Here is a 20,612-nt window from a genome sequence, read left to right on the forward strand (position 1 = left end):
CGATCGTGGGTCTTGAGATATTTAGCTATAAGATGATATTAATACTCGATTTACCTAGCATATTCGTAAGTTATATATACGTTATTATGCCCAATTTTTCGCTTAGTCTGTTTACCTTTGATAGCTAATCTTCTACCAGTTGGCACTTGAGTACTTCGCCCTTCATTAAATTCAACTATATTCATTAGTGGCGAATCTATTGGGCAATTAGTCTGTGTAAATCTGTCGATCCATCAAAGACTTAATTCATCTTCATTACTCAGATCGTTACGATCGATTTGGGTCAACTTAGTTGCATCTGAATCATTGTCTAATTCATAAAGTAAACCTTCAGTAGGACGAGATATATAGCCTTCAACTTCTGGTTCGTTCAAGTCGGCTAAGCTTCTAGGTTTTTGACTCAGAGCGCGTCCGGCTGATAATCGCCAACTGAGTATCTGCTTTCTGCCATCATCGATCGTCTGCTTAGCAAATTTTTCAGCAGTCGGAGTAATCCGGTCGTGCGGAATACGATCGAATATCTCGTTAATTTGCTTTGGAGTAATCCGTGCTAGTCGCTCTTGCCAGATCGAGGCAGCTTCGGGGTAAAGCTTTGCAGCGATCTCAAAAGCTCGTGGAGTAAGAATGTTATCAACCCCGTCGTAGAAGCTCCCTTCCAAGTATTCATGGTAGTCCGTAGTGCTGAACGTTTGACGCTGCTTGTCGCTTAGGGTCGCGCCCATTGCTTGCCCCTGGTCGAACGTCGGGGCTAGTTCTTGGGTGCCATCGGGCAAAACCTGAATCTCGAAGTTTTGGTCGTGGCGATCGCAGTTGGCGATGAGATTGTCGAGCATTAAATATCCAACAAATACTTTAGCAGCGTTATCGATGCCTTCTGGTAAGTCGAAACCACTGGGAACGGCAACTCGTTCTTGCTCCAAGGCATTGAGAACGCGATCGATAGCATAGGTACTAGGATACTTATCGGCATAGTCAGGGTAGAAATCACTCAAGAATTTCTCACCACTTTTGGGTTTAGCATTTTCCAGTTTGAAGCTAAAAGAAAATGAGCCTCTAATGGGGTCGTAATCTTCATCAATGGTCGCTTCGGCCAACTCATATCTAGTAGCAGGTAGATCGAGTAGTTTCGCCAGCTCGTATGCGATTTTCTCCGTCCAATCAGTTTGGATTTCTGGAGATTCCTCTATCGATGAGGCTTTAAATAGCACATTTCCAAATTTGGAATGTTCCAGCCAAGCCTTATCTTGTACCCCACTCTGTTCTAAAAATTCAATTTTTCCCGCTTCGTAGATTGGAAATTTCTTGAGTGCCATCATCAAATTCCCGTGTAAGTTTGATATTCAGCGGTGGCGAAAGGAGTTAACAACGTTCCATTGACAGTTGCATGACACAAGAGGCTGTGAAACTGTGGTGCTTTGAGGTTAACTCTAGCTACTTCAATTTGGATGGCGGTGGGGCAAGTACGAGCCATTTCTAGTAAATAGCCTGGGAGTCTGCCGAGTTGAAATCGTCCATCACCCAATTGGTTATCGGTAACTCCTAGTTGATGACCTGGTGCTAATTGCAATAAATACTCATAACAATCGGGTTCGAGCTTACCAATGTCTAACGGCAAAAAGTGGAAATGATAGTCACCTTGACTATCTGGTCTAATTTCAGGAAAGACATCATAACTGTCTTGATATCTGCGTCCACCGCTACGAGACACATAGGCAATTGGATCGATGGGATCTTCAGGCAAGCCTAACCATTGTTGCTGCTGCGGTACATATCTAGTTCTCGACAATGGCATTCTTGATTTAAAGTCGAGGCTTTCATTCTCAGTGACGTGGCTTTGATACAGTCGGTCTGGGTGCCTGATAAATGACGATTTTTCAATCGGGCTAAGTTCGATCGCTCGTTCCATCCCTTTGGTATAGCGGAAGCAGTATCGACTCAGATCTGGTGCCCAAGTCATTTTTGCCACTGGCAGCCAGAGATCGCTCTGGTAATCTTGCCAGCCGAGAAATAATCCGGTAATCTCTCTACCGTGGGAGAGGGATTGATGTTGTGATGTTTTGGTGGAAATCATAATTTTTTGGTCGGGGTTACAAATTTGTTGACTCAGCGTTGATTCGATCGTAATCCTGTTTTGATTGAATGCACGAATTACAGATTCTTCTGTCTCCCTCCAGCAGAAATAGACTTTTACTTACTCGTGTTTTTGAGATAAAAGTTGGGAAATAAACAGTTATAGCAATTAGTGTTATTAATGTTACGAGCAGCAGTAGAATTAAATTGTTGGCTACCATACTTAAATTCAGCAAGACAAAGCATAAGATTAAGATCGACACTGACAAAAGCAGCGTGATATTCTGAGTTTTTAATTTAGATGAATATCGATGGCATCGCTCTTCGATCTGTGACAGTATTTCCAATGCTTTGACAAGTTCATCTTCAGTTGCATATCGCCAAGAACCTATCTCCTTTTCCTTGGATATTGCAAACTTGGCAAAGTTGCCACCGCTCTTTCGATACTCATCGCACATTTCTTGCATAGAATCTAGATAATTCATATTTTTTTTTGAACTTATGTTTATATAGACAACTTTTTAGATTTTCAACGTATAATTTACTAGATATAAAACGATCGCCTAGAAGACATTATCGTCGATCTATGAATCGGCGATATGTTTTGTTAAATACTAAGACCATCTTCTTGGGATAAATCGTCTGGATCGTCTGGCTCTATTTTTAGTCTAGTTGCATCTGGATCGTTGGCTAATTCATACAGTAATCCTTCAGTAGGGCGAGAGCTAGCGGCTTCAACTTCAGGTTCGTTTAGGTCGGCTAGACTTTTAGGTTTTTGACTTACTTGGAGTTGAGTCTGGGTTAAAGAGCTTTCTATTAACACTTGAGTTGGAAAGCTAAGTTCGAGATTTTGGACTTGACTGGTTAATGAGTCGGAGGTTAAATAGTTTCCAGTCCTCAAATCTTCTGAAGACAACTCGTTTAGCTTGGTTAGCTGCCAAGGCTTGAGTTGGAGTTCGGGAAACTCCTTTATGATAAATCGCTCTGCCAAGACTGCCATTTCCATCGGGCCGATTCCTCCAGGTACTGGCGTGATAAAATCAAATCGATCGCGAGCTTCTTTTTGGATGTCACCAAGGATGATATTTTTACCACGGTTATCGAGGCGATCGGTAATGACAAATCCACAGTCGATGCCCAATTCTGGCTGTATATCTTGTAGATTATCGGTGTTCAGTATTTCTAGTTTGCCAGTTGCAGAAACTATAATATTAGGGTTGAGTTCTATAATATTTGCTGTTGTTTTTGGGGAGCGTTCATCTATTTCTGTTATTTTCAAGTTCAACTCTTTTTTTCTATTGTCTAGATAGCCATTAACTCCTTTCCCTACAAATCCTGAAAATCCGATCAGAACTACCTCAGAATCTGATTTCAATCCAGCTTCTAGTACCCGACAAATCGCATCGGCTGTCGCACATCGTCCCCATCGAGCTTGACCAGCTTTGCTCATTGCATCGATATCTTTATTAGGAGCGATGAGTTCAACAATTTCTCTGTTGTTATTTTTATCACTTAGTTCTGTAGGAATTGGGTTTTGAATGATGATTCCGCAAACTGTATCAATTTTGTCAACTTCAGTCATCAAATTTGCAAATTCATCGAAGGTCATATCCCACGGAAGATCTATACGGTCGAATTCACATCCTAGAAAATCTTTGAATATCTTCTGTTTTTGGTTGGTGGATGTATTTGCAGCTTGATAATCAGATAAATTTTTCAAGCTTGGACTTTTAGGAAGCTCGAACTGAAAGACAACTATTTTCTTTAAGCTTAATTCAGCCCGAAATTGTGTCTTAATTAGTTCGAGCTTCTTCTGAACGTCGGCTTTAATTCTCGCTCCATTGATAAAGTGAGTCATCGACGATTAAACCATCCTAACTCTTGAAAGGATGATTCAGCAGTACCTAATGGTTCGCTCCGTAAAAATATCTGCGATTCGCGTTGACTATCTTTAATATATATTTTTTCAATCTCAATTTCCCCCAATTCATCTTTTCTTAATTTAAGTATCTTAATAAGAGAACCATAACCTCGTCCTTCATCCTCAAAACTATGAGCTAACTTAGTTTCCAAAAACCAGCCTATATTATCAGCTTGATATGGTAAAAGTAAATGTGAATATTTAGTGCGAATCTCACCAATTACTTGAGACAAGTGACGCTCGACATGATTTGTACTGGTAGGGTCGTAGCCAATATTTTGTGTTGGCGGCAGATTACTAAGTGGCTCAGTAATTATCACTATGGCAGTTTTACTTCTGCACCAAATTCTTACTAGAGAATGTGCGGGATAATCGGGATGTTCCCAAAATAAGATAGTCTTGAGGATTGTCGATCCATCTTCATTGACCTTTTGAATGGTGTAATCGACATCTAGGCGATTCACCCCTTTGCGCCAGTTGAATCGATCGGTTATTTCTTCAGGCGTACCAAAATATTCTTTAAAGAGCGGTTTATGAGAGTTGTCATTAATTCTTTTTCCAAATTTTTTGCTTCGGCTTGGCTCTGGATATATAAATTTCTCTCCATCCCACTGGGGTGTCATCCAGCGATAGTACTCTTGATATTCATTGTCATAATAATCGATATTCTGAAAAGGGTGACGAATATCTACATGGTCTAATTTAATATCATGCTCCACCCACTTAATCGCGCCAGGATCTACACCAGTAGGCTTGAGGTATTGTTGCCAAACTTGATTTAAAACCATCTCATTAGCAAAAGAAAAGTGATTATCCCATAACCCAGCGATGAGAACTATTTGGCTATCTACATGAAAGCGAATCAGGGAAGCAGTATCGCTACCCTCTTCGTTGACATGCTCCACGATCGCCTTGAGAGTTCTGCTTCCATCAGGATTAGTGTCAATATAGCAATATTTATCTTGAGCGATTGTCATGAATTTACCTCCTCAAACGCAGAAATTCGTTTATTTGTGAGTGCTTGAGAGCGATAGCGAGTGGCTAAGTTAGCGATCGCGCTAACTTCATCTGACAGTAGACAGCTATAATCACTTCGGTGTGCTAATAGATATTCTAACTCTTTAGCCCAATCGTCATAGCTCGAACTGCCAATTACTCCCTGGTTAGTTTGAATATAATCAACTAAAATATTTGGATTAACCGAGAAACTTTCGCGCTTCCAGTAGCTCACACATTGGAGTAAAAACTCATAATCGATGTAGATTTTCAAATTCGGATTCCATCTCAACCGATCGTCTTGTCGATGGCTGAATCCATTACTATCGACTAGCTGTTTATGAGTGAGTAGTTCGTCGATCGTGCAGTTACCTGTTGGCGAGTAAAACTCTTTTCCCCGTTTGATAATTTTACCATTTTGTATAACGTCCCGCCTCCGTTGTTGAATGGGCATAACGTAATTAATCTGAGGATGTCGATCGAAAAAGGCGATCGTCTCTTCTACGAAATTAGATTTGAAAGTATTATCATCGTCGAGATAGGTTACGATCTCCCCTGCGGCTAGTGTCAGTCCTTGGCTCCTGGCGTAACAAAGACTAAAGCCACTGTCTGGGCATACTAGATCTATATATGTATGTTTAAAGTTTAACTGGCGGTCTTTAATTAAATCTCTGGTAAGCACATTTCCACCATCATTGAAAACGATCCACTCAAAATCTTGACAAGTTTGAGCTTCTAGGGAAATAATCGCGTTTGCTAGTAGATTCGGGCGCGATCTCGTAGCGGTAATAATTGACAGCTTTGACATAAGCTAATTCCTCTACTAGTGATAAAAACGACTGAATCCCCACACCCTATTAATTGGCGTGGGATGAATGGCGACAACTCGAAGTTATCTTAAACAAATCCCAGATCGTCGTTTAGTAACGGACGATCTGCTCGGTAGCAGTATCTTCTCCGTCGTTGACCACGATCCATTCAAAATCTTGACTCGTTTGAGCTTTGAGCGAACCGATCGCTCGTGCCAGTAATTGAGGACGCGATCGCGTGACAGTAATAATCGATATTTTTAGCATGTTTTAGCTTTCGTTAGTTCGTTTGATAATCGTGAAACTTACAAGTTCGGAGGGCAATTCAGTTCCCACTTCGCTGTAAAGCTGAGCCTGTGCTTTAGCAATTACAATATCGTCTGAATCTGATTCATTAACTTGCACATGAAGATTGCCATTATGCGAAAAAATTTTATAGTTAAATAGCGCGATTTGCATTTTAGGATAGGTTAATTTTAGTAATATATTAATTTTGCAACCATCGCTGAATCAATCTTCAAGCCAAGCCAATCATTTTTTTAGAGATCGGATATTTATTGTTAGCCAAGATTGTATTTTAAAAATACGGCTTTAAATGCAAGGTAAAGCCGTATCTCTATTTTAAGCTACTGTTGCCAGACGTGAAGTTAGCATCTCTTCGCGATCGCGAGCCTCTAAGTTCATCTGATGCAGGTAAACTAGAAAGTCTAAACCGTAACTCATCGATTCATTTAGATAGTCTAAGTCAAATACGGCTGGGTCAGAGTAACGTTGCATTCCTCGAATCTTAATTTCATACCAATAACCCGTCACCCGCTGGGCTGCACGATAGGTAAGATCGGTGTCGATCTGCCAAATACGCCGGAGTTGAGAGATGTAATCATCTCTTTCTTGAGGCGAGTTATAGCCCAAGTAGACCAAAAATGGCGGTTGTTTGGCAGTTGCATTCCCCCAATTATAAACATCAATGAATCGATCGTCGTTATTTTTTTCGATCGATTCACAAATAACTAATCCAGGTAAAAGTCCGCGAAAAGGAAATAGTTCAGTCGGCGGCTGTAATTTGCAAGCAGATACAGTCATAATATATTTATCAAAAGAAATTACTTTGAGGTCTATTTCAGATCTTTTTTTTGTCTAAAAGTAGCTCCCATAAGGAAAAGCAAAAGACTAGCGATAAATATTGACAAAATGGTCGAAGACAGGCATTGCACCTGTCGAGCGGCTTGAGTACCGATCGACCTCGAATTAGAAAACTACCCAAATAAATCGAGCGATCTATTTGGGATAAAAGCACTCGACTAAAAGGGAATCAATTCAGCTTCTGCCGCTACTAGAGCTTTGCGTTTGTTAGATTTACGTGCCTTACTAGCAACGGGTTCGGCAGGTACTTCAACTAAGTTAGTAGCAGTTTTAGCCGGAGCATCTAAAATCTCAGCCGGAACTGCTATAGCTTCAGGTTCTGGTATAGACTCAACGCAAATAATTTCAGGCTCCGGTACAGATCCAACGTGAATGATTTCGTCGATCCAAACAATTACACTAGAAATTTGCTTACGATCGATCCGAAGAGAACCAGTAACAACCAGCACAGCACCAGGGATATATAATAATTGATTAGCTTCGCTGAGCTTAACTGTGTAATCAATAGAAATATCATTATCGAAGGCTTTGCCAACGATCGTATCGTTATCGTTATTGACAGTAGCAGAAAGAATAGTAATAGCGGAAAAGAAAGTACGCATGGGAAAACTCCAAAAATAATAGATAAAGTGAATGAGGAAAAAGACAAGAGAGTCCTGCCAAGCAAAACTCTCATAATGAAAAGTAAAAACTAGGCTTCGACTGATTTACGAGGAAGCTGCAATTCTCTGACAGTAACAACGCCTTTAGATACGCGATTTCCATCGGCATCAATCCAGTCTTCAAAGGTTAGTTTGCCAGTGACAGATTGGACAGAGCCTTTTTGAATGTAGCTACTAGCATTAATCATCCGATCGCCACGGAATTTGAGTTTATACCAGTCGGGTTCGCCATCTTTAGTGACTTTAACTGCCAAAGAATTTTCGGCGATTGAAAAGCTACCGTTACCATCACGACGATCGATATCTTTGAATTCGGTTGTTTTGCCAGCGTTACCAGAGATTACTACGTGCATGATAAAATACTCCAAAAAATAGTAGGTGAGGATGAGCGAGAAAATTCTCACAATGAAAAGCAAGAATTAAGGTTGAAAGAATGAAAAAAACTTTCATAAAGAAAAACAAAAAGTCTAGGATTTGTGCGATTATTAGAGCGATAGTCATTCGTAAGGATGTCTGAGTAGCATCTGTACAGCAACCTGAACGCAGCGAAGGCGATACAGCAAAATGGTGCGATCGGGAGGAGGATAGATCGATTGTCTATAGCTGCTCCCCTAACGAACGAGTAATCCTACAAAGATTTTTAATAACTCATTTTACATTTCAATTTGGGAAAACTAAGATTGGATGTATTAATATTCTTCTTGAACGTAAGATGGTAAATTCACATAGAAGGTTAAAAGAATTTCAAGAACACTCACGATCGATATTTCAGCAACTTCAGCAGTCTAATTACAAAATTCCGCCAGGATATAAGCAATGGGATAAATTAAGCTACTCAATCGCAGGTCAAGTAGCATTAATTGAAAAGTTCTATGTAGATTCTGTGTCCAATTACATTTCTCATCGTCTAGCTTTATGGATGATTAAAGATGCTCCTATCTATTGTCTTAACAAAGATTTAATTGGTTCGTTGATGGAGACTACTCTCGATAATCTTGAAAAAATCTTGCCAGATTTGCCAGTTGCACTTCCTACATTTTTGCTCTTATTACCTAAAGAAGGCTTGCAAACTCCCCAAGGAGACTATATAGAATATATGGTCGTTCATGCTAGTCAGAAGCATAGACCAGAAGACTCCGAAGGAGCTTCCCCAAAATATCCAGGGATAGAAATTAAAAATTTAAAACACGAATCAAGTTTATTGATAGACTGTAGTGCTATTGACAGTGGGAATTTTATCTGGTTTAGTGGGGTAAATCTGGAAGCTGATGGTTCGATTAGTTTTGAAGAAGGAGAAAACCTGGGAGTGGCTCATATGAGTCAAGATGATTTGAATTTTACAAATAGCCTAAGAATATTATGTGTTCAAATTTTATTACTGTTAACTTATGAGCCAGATTTATTAACTGATAGTAGTGAAGCAGATCTGCCAACAAAAGGACGTGGGTTTTCAAAGCTAAGTAAGGATACAAAATCAGCTTACCGATATCCTCGATGGCTAGGTAAGAATTATAAAACAACCACTGAAAGTAGCAATTTTCAAGGTGGTACGCATAAATCCCCCGAAACTCATTGGCGGAAAGGACATTTTAAGAAGGTTGCGATTGGGAAAGATAGGGCAGAGCGGAAAGTAGTTTGGATTCGTCCAGTTTTAGTTAATAGCGATCGTTAATTTTTCAGATAGACTTTGGGTTGTAAGCATCGATCGTCCAATCCGCCGCAGCCGAATATTTCTGTCACTTATAAATAATCTGGGGGTCGAGCGCGATGGCTCGATCGTAATCGATAGATGCCCCTAGTAGATCGTCGAGCAGATCCCGCTTGAGCAGACTCCGCACCAGATAAGCAGCGGCTAAATTCGAGTCGATCTCGATTGCTCGGTCATAATCAGCCAAAGCTCCCACAGCATCGCCCAGTTCTTTATGCTTGAGCGTACCGCGATTGTAAAAAGCCTCAGATAAGGTGGAATCTATCTCGATCGCCCGATCGTAATCGGTGAGGGCACCAGCAATATCCATTAATTTCACATTCTTGAGCAAACCGCGACAGTTATAAGCCGCAGCGAAGGCAGGGTCGATCGAAATTGCCAGATCGTAATCAGCGAGCGCATACTCGACATCCCCCAACTCACCGTATTTAATCAACCCACGAGTGGTATAGACCGAGGCATCGCGAGGATCGAGGAGGATCGCCAAATTGAGGTCGGCTAAGGCTCCAGGAATATCGCCTAATTGCTGATACCTAAGCAAGCCGCGATTGGCGTAAGCAACTGCATAATCGGGATCGCGATCGATGGCAGCATCAAAATCGGCGATCGCACCTTGAATATCTCCCAATCGGGCAAACTTAAACGAACCGCGATAGTTATAAGCCTTAGCATAGTTAGGAGCCAGACTTACTGCGCGATCGTAAGCAGCTAAAGCACCTCTCTGGTTGCCGATTTGAGATTGTCGATTACCCAGCGCGATATAGTCATCAGGCTCGATAAGATAATTGTTTCGGTCTGAAGCTCGCTCTGACATATAGAGTAGATATAAAGACTATACAAAGGCTCGGTCGAGATCTCGATTCGGCAGAGCCGACGCTACGCGAACGAGCTGGAGATTTTACTTTAGCTATTCACTACAGGCTAATCTAACTGAATTTGAGAGTGATTTTATCTTATAACAATTTAACGATCGTAGATCGTATCTAAATCGCTCGCTGGCAATTTCAATCGCTATCTCAACTTCAGAAAATGATATAATTTATCTTAATAAAAACGGCAAGTGTTTAAGACTTGCCAAATCCAAAATATCGTCTTTCAATTATACAGTGAAAATCAGAGCTTCACGATCTCCAGGTAAATCTGGTAGCTTGTGTCAGTTTACCCAGCTCAAAACGGCTAAAGATGGATCGATCTGTGAATATCCAGCGATCGATCGAGAGCGAAACCCAGAGACAATCGAGGATTGGTACTGGCATTATACCTACAAGGTGAAGAATCCCCAAGGTAAATTTGTGACTCACACCAAAACAGTTCCTCGGAGGAAAGTACCGACCGTTCGGGATCTCATCGCGCAGAATACTTCTGTAGCGGGAATTCTGGAATATTTGCTCTCATCTAGCTAATTTTCTAAAGTAATTACTTTAGAAAATACAATCGCTTTCCAGCCAGAGCGATGCTGTGCCTCTGTTCAGGCCACGCCAACGCCAAGGCTAGACTGCTCCGTGGGCAGTCATTTTAATGTTCAGCTCGGTCGAGTTCCTCCCGAATGAGAGACAAGAAGCGCCGATTGGTACTTCTAAAGACTATAGCAGTAGAAGTTTTAGCCGCTCGGTACCCATCCAAATATTTTCCAAAGTAATTACTTTAGAAAATTAGCTCGACCTTACCAGAGGTCGATGGGTTACTCACTTACTCCTCTCAAGACTCTGGTACCGCTCGTATTCCTTATTCTTGTGCTGCCAATATTTCTCGACAGTTTCTTTAGCTGCGATTGCGCTGTCATACTCAACACCACCCTCAGCAATTAATCTCGCTCTAACTCGCTCGCGAAGGTCGGCGACAATCTTGCCATTAACTTTGCGTGTCTGCGACCAATCGAGGATTGGCTGTGGATAATAGCTATCTGTGTATTTACCTTGAATAACTTCGTCAAGACTATACCCCTGTAGCTCTGGTATCCAGTAGCGAACGAAACTCAAATCGGGGTCTTTTTCGGCAATATTCTTGTTAGGGTTATAGATCCGAAACGTTTCGCTCAAAGGATTGGTGATACCAGCCTGCATCTGCCATTGCCAGTTATCGATCGCTAGATCCCCATCGACTAAATAGTTCATAAAGTGTTTGGCTCCATGATGCCAAGACACACCACAATTAATCGTGAGGAAGGTGGCGCACATCGCCCGCATCCGAAAATTCATCCAGCCCATCGTGTGGAGCTGCCGCATACTCGCATCAATCAAGGGAAAGCCCGTCATGCCCTCCTGCCATGCTTGGTATAGTTCGAGCGGATCTGAGCTGAGTTCGTCGGGCTTGTACCAATCATCGAATTCAGGATAGCGATTTTGGTAGGCTACTTCTGGGTGAAAGTAGAGCCGCTGGGTAAAGCTGTCGTGCCAGCGCAGCCTGTCGCGAAAGGCTTTGAGCGAAAATTCAGCTTTGTCGTTACCCGCCAGGGCAGCAACTCTGGCTTTGGTTGCTTGGTAGACAGTCCGCGTCGAGATCGTGCCAAAGGTCAGATGTGGGGAAAGGTGAGAGGTTGCCCCAATTTGCGCCAACCACGGGCGCGATAGCTTCCAGTGATAACCGTGGAATCTCCTGGCGAGGAATGTATCTAAGGTAGTGTGGGCATGTGTTTCCCCGCCAGGAAAGTAGACTTTTTCGACATCCCAAAACTGTGAGTATTTTTGGGTAAGTTCTGGAAATGTCAGTTGGGGAAGAGCGATTTCTAGGGTGGGTAAATCGATCTTGTGTGGCGGTTGGTACTGGGGTTGACGTTGATATGTATAGTACTGGCCAAACCACTCCTGGCGGTTGTCTTGGGTTTGCAAAAAGTTGTTTAATCCCAGATGGCAATCGAGGTTTAACTCACGGTAGAAATCGACTATCGAGCGATCGCGACTAATCCCGTACTCAACTTGGACATCGCGGTTAAAGAACAGCTTGGGTCGCTCTTTGCGCTCGATAAGCTGTGTGGTGAGGTCTTGGATAATCGTGGTAGAGTTGCCCTCGAATAAGAATAGGCGACTACCTAACTGTTGCAATTGGCGATCTAAGTCTATTAACGACTCAAACAAGAATCTGACTCTGGCTGTACCGATATCTGCCCAGGTATAGAACCAGGGATCGATGATGAACAATGGTAAAACTGGCGTGTTGTTGGCAGTCGCTAGGGTGACGATCTCGTTGTCAGTCAATCGCAAGTCGCGACGAAACCATAGCAGGTGCATAGTTTTCACAAATTGGCTTAATACTTACTAGTTTAACGCTGACAGCATTTTATGAACATGTGTATTAAGCGATCGGGTTCGCGACCCACTCTTAATTTTCTCAAGTAATTACTTGAGAAAATTAAAGAGGCGAGTGTAGCAGGATTGGCTGAGTCTACTGGTGTTTGTCAATCGACTGAATCGATCGATAGTTTGGACTTGGCTGTCTAATCGGGATTGAAGTTAATCCCCAACTTCAGAGCCGGATTATTCACCCACCGATCTCCAATATGAGTATAAATCGCCGTAGTCTTCGGATCGGCATGACCCAATAAATCCTGGACTTGCCGCAAGGATGCCCCATTCTGAATCGCTAAAGTCCCCGCTGTATGCCGCAAGGAATGGGCGGATAAAGTCCTCCCTTGCCCATGTTTGAGGTTGAGAGAGGTGAGATAGCTATCGACAATAAATCTAATCCCCCGCCGCGACAAACGACGATCCTCTCGGTCTGGGTCGATCTGATGGCGCGGATGATGCAGATTGATAAATAGGGGCGTAGCAGCCGCAGTACTAAATTTAGCACTTCTGCGGGCGAGTAAATAACGATCGAGTACATCAACCAAATCGGGAATCAACGGCACAACTCGTTGTTGTCGCTTACTCATGACCGTAATCCCCACCCCCGTCGGATCGCGGCGAATATCCCCCACATTCGCCTTGTAGACTTCCATCGACCTGACCCCTTCGAGGGTCATCAACCCCAATAAGAAACGGTCGCGGAGGATTTTGAGGGGAGTAGATTTAGCCAGTGGAGCCTGAAGTAAGATTTGGGCCTCACTAGCAGTCAAATAAGTAATCGAGTCAGCCGGATCGCCTCGTTGCTTGGGCGGTTTTACGCCCCAGACGGGGTTGTGGGAGAGTAGACCATATTCCATCGCCGCATCGTACATCCGACTCACAGCGACTAATTTGAGGGCAATGGTGGCAGGTTTGTATTGCTGTTGGACTAAATGGTGGCGGTAGATTTTAATCGCATCCCGCGTCACAGCCAAGGGTTGGAGTTGATTGACTTCGCACCAGAGCAAGTACTGTTTGGCTTCGCACCAATAGGTGCGAATGGTTTCGCCACTAGCACCCCCAGCAGCTACATCGAATTGGATAAAACTGGTAAATGCTGAAATTAAGGCATTGGCATCGAGGACGAAGGTTGGTGTGCTGGTGGTAGTACTAGTGGGTCGATCCATTGAATTTAGCTAGATGCACTCCAGTAATTTAGGTCATCATAAATTCCATAAGTTTTAATAATTCAGATCTGGCAAGTTTATTGCTGGGAAATTAGGGGGGATTTAGTCTGTTCTTTAAATATACCGCTAACCTGTATTAGCGGTATATAATTTTTCTGTAGTTTATACCAGACATCGGTTAGAGCCGATTCTCAATTTTTGAGGATTTCGATCGAAAAGCCAGCAGATCCACCCCGATTTGAGGAGGTAGAAAAGTAGGATAATACTCAGGAGCGGGGTAAATCTAAACTAGAGCGGCCAAAGTATTAGTAGCGATCGCTTGGTATTTATGGCGGTTATCATCGTAGCGATTGAGGGTATTCAAATTTGCATGACGGCTCAGTCCTTGAGCGGCACGAAGATTACCATCGCTGGCATCAAGGTAGGCAGTAATCGCACTGTGTCTGATGCGGTGGGGAGAAACTACTTTATCAATCCCAGCAGCTTCGCTAAACTCTCGCACCAGGCGATAAATCGTGCTGCCATCGAGTCTGTGTCCTTTGCTGCGTCGATCGAGGCTGGTGAATAGGGGATCGGATGCTTGATAATTGGATCTAGCTGCCAACCATGCCACGAGCGCGATAGTAGTTGCTGGAGATAGGTTAATCTCACTTTTTTGAATCTTGCCTTTGCCTAAAATCGCTAGTCTTCCAGATTCATCGAAATCACCCACATCCAGGCTACAAATTTCATTCCGACGCAGGGCATTGTCCCACAGGAGTCGGAGGATGGCGTAATCCCTGATTCCTTTGATGGTGCTGCGGTCGGGAATTTGCAGCATCTCTCTAAACCCAGCTACGGCAATCCCTGTGGTATCGCCATAACTCTCGACTTTTAAGCAAGGCACGTCGGCTAGATTGAAATTACACTGCTCAAATTGATGGGCATAATCGACAAAGGATTTTAGAGCAGAGAGCCGGACGTTAATCGTGCTGGGGGCTAATTTAGCATCGATGAGTTGTTGTCGGTAGTGTAGAACTTGATAAACAGCTTCTGGCTGCTGTAGGGAGAGAAACTGAGTCAACAGTCGCTCGGATACTTCGCGATCTTGGGTACGGCGGAAAAAATCAACGACCGCTTTACTGTAGTTTCTGCGAGTATTTGTGGAGATTTTCAGTCGGAGGAAGTCAGCCAGAAGATCTGAAGCAGAACGGGTGACTTCAGATGAGTTGGTTGCTGGAATGGTTTTGGATAGTGCAGATCGCATGAAATTCACAGGTAAGTGATGGTAACAACTGCGCTTACGACAAGTACTAGCATTCTAGCCCAAATTAAGCGAACGACAATGTTTTTTAGAATGCGCTTAAAATTTGCGAGACTGGAGTTCGAGGCTTGTCAAGGGACAATTTCACATTTTTAGACTGCAAGCTTCGCTAGATACCGATCTCCATTCTCCATAGAACCCATTGAATGAACAGCGGTATCAACGTGCCAAACTGGAAATCAGTAGAATAGTGGCTTTTCTAGTTCTTGACTATTTGTCTGTAAGCTCGAATACATCGATCTAATTAAGGTAATCCCGTGCAGATAGATGTTGGCTTGCATTGCTTGCACCAGTTATTTGAAGATCGAGCGGATAGATGTCCCTTGACACCAGCTATTGACAATTCACTGGGGGCGATGCGCGAACGTCAACGTCGTGGTGCGATTTTCACCTATGGAGAAGTGGAGGCAAAATCTAATCAACTCGCCTACTATCTGCGTCGTCATGGAGTGGTGAGTGGTGCGCGAGTGGGATTATTGATACCTCGATCGCCAAAGCTATACATCGCGATTTTGGCGATTTTAAAAGCGGGGGCAGCCTATGTACCCCTCAATCCTGAATATCCAGCCGATCGGAGCGACTATATATGGAGGTAAAAGTACCGACGATTCGGTTATTACAGCACTTCCGGCTATTATGAGGTACATTTTTATCCTTAACCTTCTCACTGACTAACTTTCAGAGATTAGACTGTACCTCATAGCTGTCGGAAGTGCTGTAATGTTGTTCTTTCTGCTCGGTACGCCTTTCGCGCCGATGCTACTGCGTTTACTAGGGATGAAAATCGGGGACAATGTGTATATTGAAACCACCGACTTTACCGAATTCGATCTGATGACGATCGACGATAATGTGATTCTCGATCGCGATGCCACTTTGCAAACTCACTTGTTTGAAGATCGGGTGATGAAAATGGGCAAACTCCACCTTTATCCTCGCGCTCAATTGGGCAGTTGGGCATTGGCACTCTACGATACGGTACTCGAAAGCAACGTACTGATTCAACTAATGTAGTTAGCGATCGAAGGTGAGAAAGTGCCTCGCGCCACAACCTGGCAAGGTATCCCGATTAGTCGCCGCTATCTGTAAAGCTAGGGCTTGCTAACCTCTAAAACTGCACCTAGCTTCTCTGGATTGACAACTGCAAAAATCGATTGAATGCGATTTCCTCCCCACTCAAAACTAAAAATACTGTGGGTGCGCTCATCGACAATATTCATAATTCCCGACTGACCATTGACTGCTACCACCCGTGAAACTAGCGTCGGTGTCAAGCGGCTACGTCGAATTGCCACCAAAAACCGAGCGACTTTTTGACAGCCCTGCAATGGTTTTTGCGCTGCGACAACTTTACCACCGCCATCCGACCAGAAGGTCACATCTGCCGCCATCAGTGTCATCAATCCTGGTAAGTCGCCACGCTCCCAGCACTCAAGAAATCGATCGACAAGGAGATCTCGATCGTCAAAATTTGCGAGTGTCGGTCGGTGTAACACGAGATGCTGTCGGGCGCGACGCACGATCTGGCGACAGTTGGGAATACTTTTATCGACGGTTTGCGAGATTGCATCATATTCATAATCGAAAACCTCGCGCAACAGGAAAACGGCTCTTTCGGTTGGAGATAAGCATTCCAGCAGCATTAAAAATGCGAAGGACAGAGATTCTGCTAATTCCGCACAGTCTTCGACATCGGGACGTTCGGTTATCAGTGGCTCTGGTAGCCATGTTCCGGTATATCGTTCGCGTTGGACGCGGGCAGAGCGGAGATAGTCGATACACAATCGCGTCACAATCCTCGATAGAAACGCTTTGGGCGACTGAACGATGCTTTCGGTATGTTGCCAACGAATCCAGGCTTCCTGGACGATATCTTCTGCATCTGTGACGCTTCCCAGCATTCGATAGGCAATCGCGAATAGTAGGGAGCGATATCGATCGAACAATTCCAATCGGTTCATATTACCAGTATGCAGCTAGATTTATCAATTTTAGTCGTGCATTTTCTACTTCCTGTTGTCGAATTTCCTCATCCATAAACTGGTTCGGAATCGGCACGATTTCGACCTCTTCAATCCCAATAAAGCCCAAGATCGATCGTAAATAAGGATCGCAAAAATTCATCTCTCTAAGTGGAGTACCGACTACAAAATTTCCAGCACTGGGGACGATCGCGATCGCTTTTTTACCTGTTGCTAGTCCTTTAAAAGTATGCGTTTGCGGATCGAATGTAAAAGTGCGATTCACCCGCACGATATTATCGAGATACGCTTTTAAAGTCGATGGCACACTAAAATTATACATAGGTACGCCGAGTACTATGCGATCTGCCCAGAGTAATTCGGCAATCAATCGATCGGATTCAGTCATTACTGTTGCCATTTCTGGAGTATGGTTTTCTGGCGGCAGGTAATTTGCAGTCGTCCATAGTTCGGTAGGATGAGCGGGTGGATTTGTACCAACATCCTGCTGCTGGTGTTGGAGATCGGGATGAAGGTTTTGCAAAGCTTCGATAAATTCGTGACTGAGTGCGCGAGAAATGGATTTTTCTAACCGGACGCTGGATTGAATTTCAAGTAGTTTCATGGAAATTGCCAGATAAGTTCTCGATCGATATTTTAACGGCGGTATTGTTGGTAAAGTCGATCGAACTGTGTTGGATCGATTTCGCAATCTAATGGATTATTTTCGTCAATTGCGATCGAATTCAATCGATCCTGAAAAACTGCAATCAAAAATGTAATTAGATCGTTCGCTCGATTAAATTGGGGCTGAGTTGATAAGAATGATTCAGTCACACCCAACGGCGGGAGCTTTGTCCCGTTGGCACAATAGACGATCGGATTTTCTGGATCTAACCGCATCATGCAGTAAATGGTACTTTTGCCATCATTCAAAATCGCAAATGGTAGTAAATCGATCGGGCATCTGCCCAATTTGAGATGGCGATGTCCGGCTAAGGCATAATCTAATGGTAAGAATTTAGCAATAATTAGCCGCTCGCCCAATTGCAAATGGATTTCGTTTTCTCGACCCGATAATTCTCCATGCCATTTGCCTTTGACCCTCAGTAATTTTTCTACCAAATTTAACTTTCCTGGCTGACCAGAAAGACCGTTGTGCCATCGATACAGGTCGAAAGCAGATTGGGGCAACGTCCATGAGTATCTAGCAATTTGAGCCTCAATTCGCTCGCTCGTTAATCCAGGCTGGAGACGGCTGGCAATTTTGGGAGCAGCTTGGCTTAATATGTTGTCAAAACTGTTGAATAGTTCGGTCATGGCGATCGCAGCTAGAGAGGCTAACTTAATTAAGACGAGATAGTTATCCGACTTGTGACAAGCTAACGATCTAGGGGATCGCGCCCCGACACAACAATGTAATTGCATCGACAATCGCTCGCTCGCTCGAGATCGAGTGATGTGAACCAATCGTTTCTGACAACGCCAGATGATGCAAGTGTGAAATTAAAATGGCTGCCATCGTCTCGGCACTACCAGGACGGATGCGCCCCAAATCCGCTTCAGCATTGAGATAGGCACAGAGTCGATCGCTAATTTGCATCGCTGGGAGCGGGTGACGTTGCAAAAAAGTTGGCAGATCGAAAGATGGATGCGCGATCGAAGATAGAAAAATAGGCATTACCTCACGGAAATAAGCCACAATCTGCACACAAATCGATTGCAGGTTAGTTTCCACCCGTTCCTCACCGATCTGCACCGCAAATATAGTCTCAAGCTGCGCTGCTGGGGGCACCATTGCGGCAAAAAACAGATTTTCTTTGGTGCCAAATCTTTGAAAAATTACAGCTTCAGAGATGCCAGCCAGTTTTGCTAGCGTTCGCGTCGAAGCCTTTGCCCCTACCTGAAGAAATAGCGTTCGCGCCACAGCCAGAATTTCGTCATCGGTAATAGTTTTCTGTCGGGGCATTCAGTTTAGCTGGAGTTGCGATGTGTTATGGGCGTATTTGGATGCGTAGTGAGACACCTTTACAGCACGATACCGTGGTCTTGGCGAATTACCAAAATAGATTGTTCTTTAAGCGTAGACAGCTCCTCTACGGCGATTTTCCGTTTCATGCGCCAGCTTTTAAAGAAGATTCCGATAATGCGCGGTAGGCTCACACACCAGATCCCCAGTAACTGGCGATGTCCGATTCCTGCTAAAACACTGCGATGTTCTTGAGTGGCAACAGCGCGGTGCATTTCGCTAATGTTCGCGGTTGTGGCTAACATCATCCAGATGTGTGCAGCAATCTCATCTTGAATCGAGGTGCCGAGATCGAACAAAATATGGACAGCATCATGTTGTTCTAATGACTGCATGATGTCTGCTGATGCTTGAGTTGCAAAGTCTTCCGGCTCCGATGCCCGCATGTTCTGTATTGCTTCACCCAGCGTCATTGAAGGTTCAAAACCTAAGTATTTATTCATAGCTAAATCTGCTTAAAATATAAGTAAGCACTTGCTCACATATTGTTGATTCATTCTACGATGTCCCGATTACATAAGCAAGCCTTCACTCATGTATTGAGAATAGATGCCTAAGTTTCGGTGCTGGCGAATTAGCTATGAAACTCCATCACAGAGGTATAGTAAAAGCAAGAGGGTAGCAACAACATTTGTAAATCCTACTCAAACATCAACGAGCGACATGAAACAACTTCCTCACTGGCTGCAAGGATTGAACAATCCGATCTTTGCCAGATTGTATCTGGCTCAAACCATTAATCTCGTAGGCGACGCGCTGACTTGGTTAGGGTTAGCATTATTGGCGTTTGAGTTAGCCGGAGCGCAAGCTGGAACGGTTTTAGCTGGGGCACTTACATTGCGGGTGACGGCGTTTGTCATATTGTCGCCGATTGCTGGGGCGATCGCGGATCGCGTCGATCGCAAACGGTTGATGGTTGTGACTCACCTAACGCGGATGGTCATTGTCTGTCTGTTGCCCTTCGTCACTCAGATCTGGCAAATTTACGCGATCGTGCTGTCGCTCAATGTATTTTATGCGTTCTTCGCGCCGACCTATACTGCCACCATTCCGCTGGTGACGACCGCAGCAGAACGTTCGCAAGCGATCGCCTTGTCGAGTGCCACATATCAGCTTTTAGGCGTGTTGGGGCCTGGTTTAGCTGGCAGTATTGCAGCATTTGTGGGTACCAGACAAGTGTTTTTTCTCGATGGCATTACCTTTTTAATTGCGACAATCCTGATTGTGACACTGCCCGGACAACTGATGGTGAATCAACACCAACAGACAGCTAGAACAGTTAGCAGAACTTTAGAAGATATTCGGATGGGAACGGTTTGTCTGTTTGCCGATCCGCCGATTCGATACGCACTGATACTTCAATTAGTTGCCGCGATCGCGGGTGCTGAAATCCTCGTCAATACAGTCGGTTACGTCCAAGGCGTACTCCATTTTGGCAAGATTGAATATGGCTGGGTGATGGCGGCCTTTGGGATCGGGGCAACACTCGCATCGGTTGGTTTGGGTAATTTTCAGCACAGAGTCAGCCCGATGTTGTGGACGAGTATTGGTGCTGTACTG

At 43.8% G+C, this 20,612-nt stretch carries 23 protein-coding genes; 5 read left to right on the forward strand and 18 right to left on the reverse strand.

All coding sequences use genetic code 11. The annotated features are described in order from the left end of the window. Positions 1-233 precede the first annotated feature (233 nt). From C7B77_RS00300 to C7B77_RS00350, 9 genes are all read right to left on the reverse strand, one after another. A complete protein-coding gene (locus tag C7B77_RS00300; RefSeq protein ID WP_106299324.1) occupies positions 234-1,316 on the reverse strand; it encodes a HipA domain-containing protein in 1,083 nt (360 codons plus the stop codon). Further along, on the reverse strand, positions 1,316-2,071 hold the full coding sequence (locus C7B77_RS00305) for a hypothetical protein (RefSeq protein ID WP_106299325.1): 756 nt from the start codon (positions 2,069-2,071) through the stop codon (positions 1,316-1,318). Before C7B77_RS00305 ends, C7B77_RS00300 begins: the two co-directional genes overlap by 1 nt. A gap of 606 nt (positions 2,072-2,677) precedes the next feature. Beyond that, the gene (locus tag C7B77_RS00315) at positions 2,678-3,928 is read right to left on the reverse strand and encodes a tetrahydrofolate dehydrogenase/cyclohydrolase catalytic domain-containing protein (RefSeq protein ID WP_106299327.1); all 1,251 of its coding nucleotides are present in this window, start codon (positions 3,926-3,928) and stop codon (positions 2,678-2,680) included. Beyond that, positions 3,925-4,968: a hypothetical protein gene (locus C7B77_RS00320; protein ID WP_106299328.1), complete on the reverse strand. Its 1,044-nt coding sequence runs from the start codon at positions 4,966-4,968 to the stop codon at positions 3,925-3,927. Before C7B77_RS00320 ends, C7B77_RS00315 begins: the two co-directional genes overlap by 4 nt. Continuing rightward, complete coding sequence (locus tag C7B77_RS00325; RefSeq protein ID WP_106299329.1) at positions 4,965-5,795, reverse strand: glycosyltransferase family A protein; 831 nt, start codon at positions 5,793-5,795, stop codon at positions 4,965-4,967. The genes C7B77_RS00320 and C7B77_RS00325 overlap by 4 nt, the downstream gene beginning before the upstream one ends. A gap of 112 nt (positions 5,796-5,907) precedes the next feature. Then, complete coding sequence (locus C7B77_RS00330; RefSeq protein WP_106299330.1) at positions 5,908-6,063, reverse strand: glycosyltransferase family 2 protein; 156 nt, start codon at positions 6,061-6,063, stop codon at positions 5,908-5,910. 354 nt (positions 6,064-6,417) lie between these two features. Continuing rightward, positions 6,418-6,879 carry a hypothetical protein gene (locus C7B77_RS00340; RefSeq protein WP_106299332.1) on the reverse strand — a complete coding sequence of 154 codons (462 nt, stop codon included), beginning with the start codon at positions 6,877-6,879 and terminating at the stop codon, positions 6,418-6,420. Positions 6,880-7,097: 218 nt separating this feature from the next. Beyond that, positions 7,098-7,541: a hypothetical protein gene (locus C7B77_RS00345; protein WP_106299333.1), complete on the reverse strand. Its 444-nt coding sequence runs from the start codon at positions 7,539-7,541 to the stop codon at positions 7,098-7,100. A gap of 89 nt (positions 7,542-7,630) precedes the next feature. Then, positions 7,631-7,954: a single-stranded DNA-binding protein gene (locus tag C7B77_RS00350; protein WP_106299334.1), complete on the reverse strand. Its 324-nt coding sequence runs from the start codon at positions 7,952-7,954 to the stop codon at positions 7,631-7,633. Between the two features lie 359 nt (positions 7,955-8,313). Here C7B77_RS00350 and C7B77_RS00355 point away from each other — a divergent pair, with 359 nt between their 5' ends. Then, on the forward strand, positions 8,314-9,273 hold the full coding sequence (locus C7B77_RS00355; protein ID WP_106299335.1) for an AcrVA2 family anti-CRISPR protein: 960 nt from the start codon (positions 8,314-8,316) through the stop codon (positions 9,271-9,273). A gap of 64 nt (positions 9,274-9,337) precedes the next feature. Here the strand turns inward: C7B77_RS00355 and C7B77_RS00360 are convergent, their stop codons facing one another. Beyond that, positions 9,338-10,123: a tetratricopeptide repeat protein gene (locus tag C7B77_RS00360; protein ID WP_106299336.1), complete on the reverse strand. Its 786-nt coding sequence runs from the start codon at positions 10,121-10,123 to the stop codon at positions 9,338-9,340. A gap of 292 nt (positions 10,124-10,415) precedes the next feature. Between C7B77_RS00360 and C7B77_RS00365 the strand changes: the two genes are divergently transcribed. Further along, the gene (locus C7B77_RS00365; protein ID WP_106299337.1) at positions 10,416-10,712 is read left to right on the forward strand and encodes a hypothetical protein; all 297 of its coding nucleotides are present in this window, start codon (positions 10,416-10,418) and stop codon (positions 10,710-10,712) included. Positions 10,713-10,994: 282 nt separating this feature from the next. On the opposite strand, the gene C7B77_RS00370 is transcribed toward C7B77_RS00365, so the two are convergent. The 3 genes from C7B77_RS00370 to C7B77_RS00380 form a co-directional block, all read right to left on the reverse strand. Next, on the reverse strand, positions 10,995-12,536 hold the full coding sequence (locus C7B77_RS00370; protein WP_106299338.1) for an FAD-binding domain-containing protein: 1,542 nt from the start codon (positions 12,534-12,536) through the stop codon (positions 10,995-10,997). Positions 12,537-12,742: 206 nt separating this feature from the next. Next, positions 12,743-13,759 carry a tyrosine-type recombinase/integrase gene (locus C7B77_RS00375; protein WP_106299339.1) on the reverse strand — a complete coding sequence of 339 codons (1,017 nt, stop codon included), beginning with the start codon at positions 13,757-13,759 and terminating at the stop codon, positions 12,743-12,745. 283 nt (positions 13,760-14,042) lie between these two features. Beyond that, positions 14,043-15,005, reverse strand: a complete 963-nt coding sequence (locus C7B77_RS00380) for a tyrosine-type recombinase/integrase (RefSeq protein WP_106299340.1) — start codon at positions 15,003-15,005, stop codon at positions 14,043-14,045. Positions 15,006-15,319: 314 nt separating this feature from the next. Here C7B77_RS00380 and C7B77_RS00385 point away from each other — a divergent pair, with 314 nt between their 5' ends. Next, the gene (locus C7B77_RS00385) at positions 15,320-15,658 is read left to right on the forward strand and encodes an AMP-binding protein (RefSeq protein ID WP_106299341.1); all 339 of its coding nucleotides are present in this window, start codon (positions 15,320-15,322) and stop codon (positions 15,656-15,658) included. 124 nt (positions 15,659-15,782) lie between these two features. Further along, a complete protein-coding gene (locus C7B77_RS00390) occupies positions 15,783-16,076 on the forward strand; it encodes a hypothetical protein (RefSeq protein WP_106299342.1) in 294 nt (97 codons plus the stop codon). A 77-nt stretch (positions 16,077-16,153) separates the two neighbouring features. Here the strand turns inward: C7B77_RS00390 and C7B77_RS00395 are convergent, their stop codons facing one another. The 5 genes from C7B77_RS00395 to C7B77_RS00415 are packed head-to-tail and all read right to left on the reverse strand — an operon-like array spanning position 16,154 to position 19,495. Continuing rightward, positions 16,154-17,023, reverse strand: coding sequence for an RNA polymerase sigma-70 factor (locus C7B77_RS00395; protein WP_106299343.1), 870 nt, complete (start codon positions 17,021-17,023; stop codon positions 16,154-16,156). Between the two features lies 1 nt (position 17,024). Next, on the reverse strand, positions 17,025-17,648 hold the full coding sequence (locus C7B77_RS00400; protein ID WP_106299344.1) for an FMN-dependent NADH-azoreductase: 624 nt from the start codon (positions 17,646-17,648) through the stop codon (positions 17,025-17,027). A 32-nt stretch (positions 17,649-17,680) separates the two neighbouring features. Next, entirely contained in the window at positions 17,681-18,451 is a 771-nt protein-coding gene (locus C7B77_RS00405) for an SMI1/KNR4 family protein (RefSeq protein ID WP_245893955.1), read from the reverse strand. Then, complete coding sequence (locus C7B77_RS00410; RefSeq protein WP_106299346.1) at positions 18,414-18,992, reverse strand: TetR/AcrR family transcriptional regulator; 579 nt, start codon at positions 18,990-18,992, stop codon at positions 18,414-18,416. Before C7B77_RS00410 ends, C7B77_RS00405 begins: the two co-directional genes overlap by 38 nt. Before the next feature lie 59 nt (positions 18,993-19,051). Then, the gene (locus C7B77_RS00415; protein WP_106299347.1) at positions 19,052-19,495 is read right to left on the reverse strand and encodes a hypothetical protein; all 444 of its coding nucleotides are present in this window, start codon (positions 19,493-19,495) and stop codon (positions 19,052-19,054) included. 220 nt (positions 19,496-19,715) lie between these two features. Here C7B77_RS00415 and C7B77_RS00420 point away from each other — a divergent pair. Beyond that, positions 19,716-20,612 (forward strand): MFS transporter (locus tag C7B77_RS00420; RefSeq protein ID WP_106299348.1); only part of this gene is annotated, 897 nt, incomplete at its 3' end.

Source organism: Chamaesiphon polymorphus CCALA 037, assembly GCF_003003845.1.
Classification (GTDB): domain Bacteria; phylum Cyanobacteriota; class Cyanobacteriia; order Cyanobacteriales; family Chamaesiphonaceae; genus Chamaesiphon; species Chamaesiphon polymorphus.

What these genes read in the sequence shown, in the direction of transcription:
- C7B77_RS00300 (WP_106299324.1), bottom strand. Translation starts at nt 1,316, where the DNA reads ATGATGGCACTCAAGAAATTTCCAATCTACGAAGCGGGAAAAATTGAA.
- C7B77_RS00305 (WP_106299325.1), bottom strand. Translation starts at nt 2,071, where the DNA reads ATGATTTCCACCAAAACATCACAACATCAATCCCTCTCCCACGGTAGA.
- C7B77_RS00315 (WP_106299327.1), bottom strand. Translation starts at nt 3,928, where the DNA reads ATGACTCACTTTATCAATGGAGCGAGAATTAAAGCCGACGTTCAGAAG.
- C7B77_RS00320 (WP_106299328.1), bottom strand. Translation starts at nt 4,968, where the DNA reads ATGACAATCGCTCAAGATAAATATTGCTATATTGACACTAATCCTGAT.
- C7B77_RS00325 (WP_106299329.1), bottom strand. Translation starts at nt 5,795, where the DNA reads ATGTCAAAGCTGTCAATTATTACCGCTACGAGATCGCGCCCGAATCTA.
- C7B77_RS00330 (WP_106299330.1), bottom strand. Translation starts at nt 6,063, where the DNA reads ATGCTAAAAATATCGATTATTACTGTCACGCGATCGCGTCCTCAATTA.
- C7B77_RS00340 (WP_106299332.1), bottom strand. Translation starts at nt 6,879, where the DNA reads ATGACTGTATCTGCTTGCAAATTACAGCCGCCGACTGAACTATTTCCT.
- C7B77_RS00345 (WP_106299333.1), bottom strand. Translation starts at nt 7,541, where the DNA reads ATGCGTACTTTCTTTTCCGCTATTACTATTCTTTCTGCTACTGTCAAT.
- C7B77_RS00350 (WP_106299334.1), bottom strand. Translation starts at nt 7,954, where the DNA reads ATGCACGTAGTAATCTCTGGTAACGCTGGCAAAACAACCGAATTCAAA.
- C7B77_RS00355 (WP_106299335.1), top strand. Translation starts at nt 8,314, where the DNA reads ATGGTAAATTCACATAGAAGGTTAAAAGAATTTCAAGAACACTCACGA.
- C7B77_RS00360 (WP_106299336.1), bottom strand. Translation starts at nt 10,123, where the DNA reads ATGTCAGAGCGAGCTTCAGACCGAAACAATTATCTTATCGAGCCTGAT.
- C7B77_RS00370 (WP_106299338.1), bottom strand. Translation starts at nt 12,536, where the DNA reads ATGCACCTGCTATGGTTTCGTCGCGACTTGCGATTGACTGACAACGAG.
- C7B77_RS00375 (WP_106299339.1), bottom strand. Translation starts at nt 13,759, where the DNA reads ATGGATCGACCCACTAGTACTACCACCAGCACACCAACCTTCGTCCTC.
- C7B77_RS00380 (WP_106299340.1), bottom strand. Translation starts at nt 15,005, where the DNA reads ATGCGATCTGCACTATCCAAAACCATTCCAGCAACCAACTCATCTGAA.
- C7B77_RS00390 (WP_106299342.1), top strand. Translation starts at nt 15,783, where the DNA reads ATGTTGTTCTTTCTGCTCGGTACGCCTTTCGCGCCGATGCTACTGCGT.
- C7B77_RS00395 (WP_106299343.1), bottom strand. Translation starts at nt 17,023, where the DNA reads ATGAACCGATTGGAATTGTTCGATCGATATCGCTCCCTACTATTCGCG.
- C7B77_RS00400 (WP_106299344.1), bottom strand. Translation starts at nt 17,648, where the DNA reads ATGAAACTACTTGAAATTCAATCCAGCGTCCGGTTAGAAAAATCCATT.
- C7B77_RS00405 (WP_245893955.1), bottom strand. Translation starts at nt 18,451, where the DNA reads ATGCAATTACATTGTTGTGTCGGGGCGCGATCCCCTAGATCGTTAGCT.
- C7B77_RS00410 (WP_106299346.1), bottom strand. Translation starts at nt 18,992, where the DNA reads ATGCCCCGACAGAAAACTATTACCGATGACGAAATTCTGGCTGTGGCG.
- C7B77_RS00415 (WP_106299347.1), bottom strand. Translation starts at nt 19,495, where the DNA reads ATGAATAAATACTTAGGTTTTGAACCTTCAATGACGCTGGGTGAAGCA.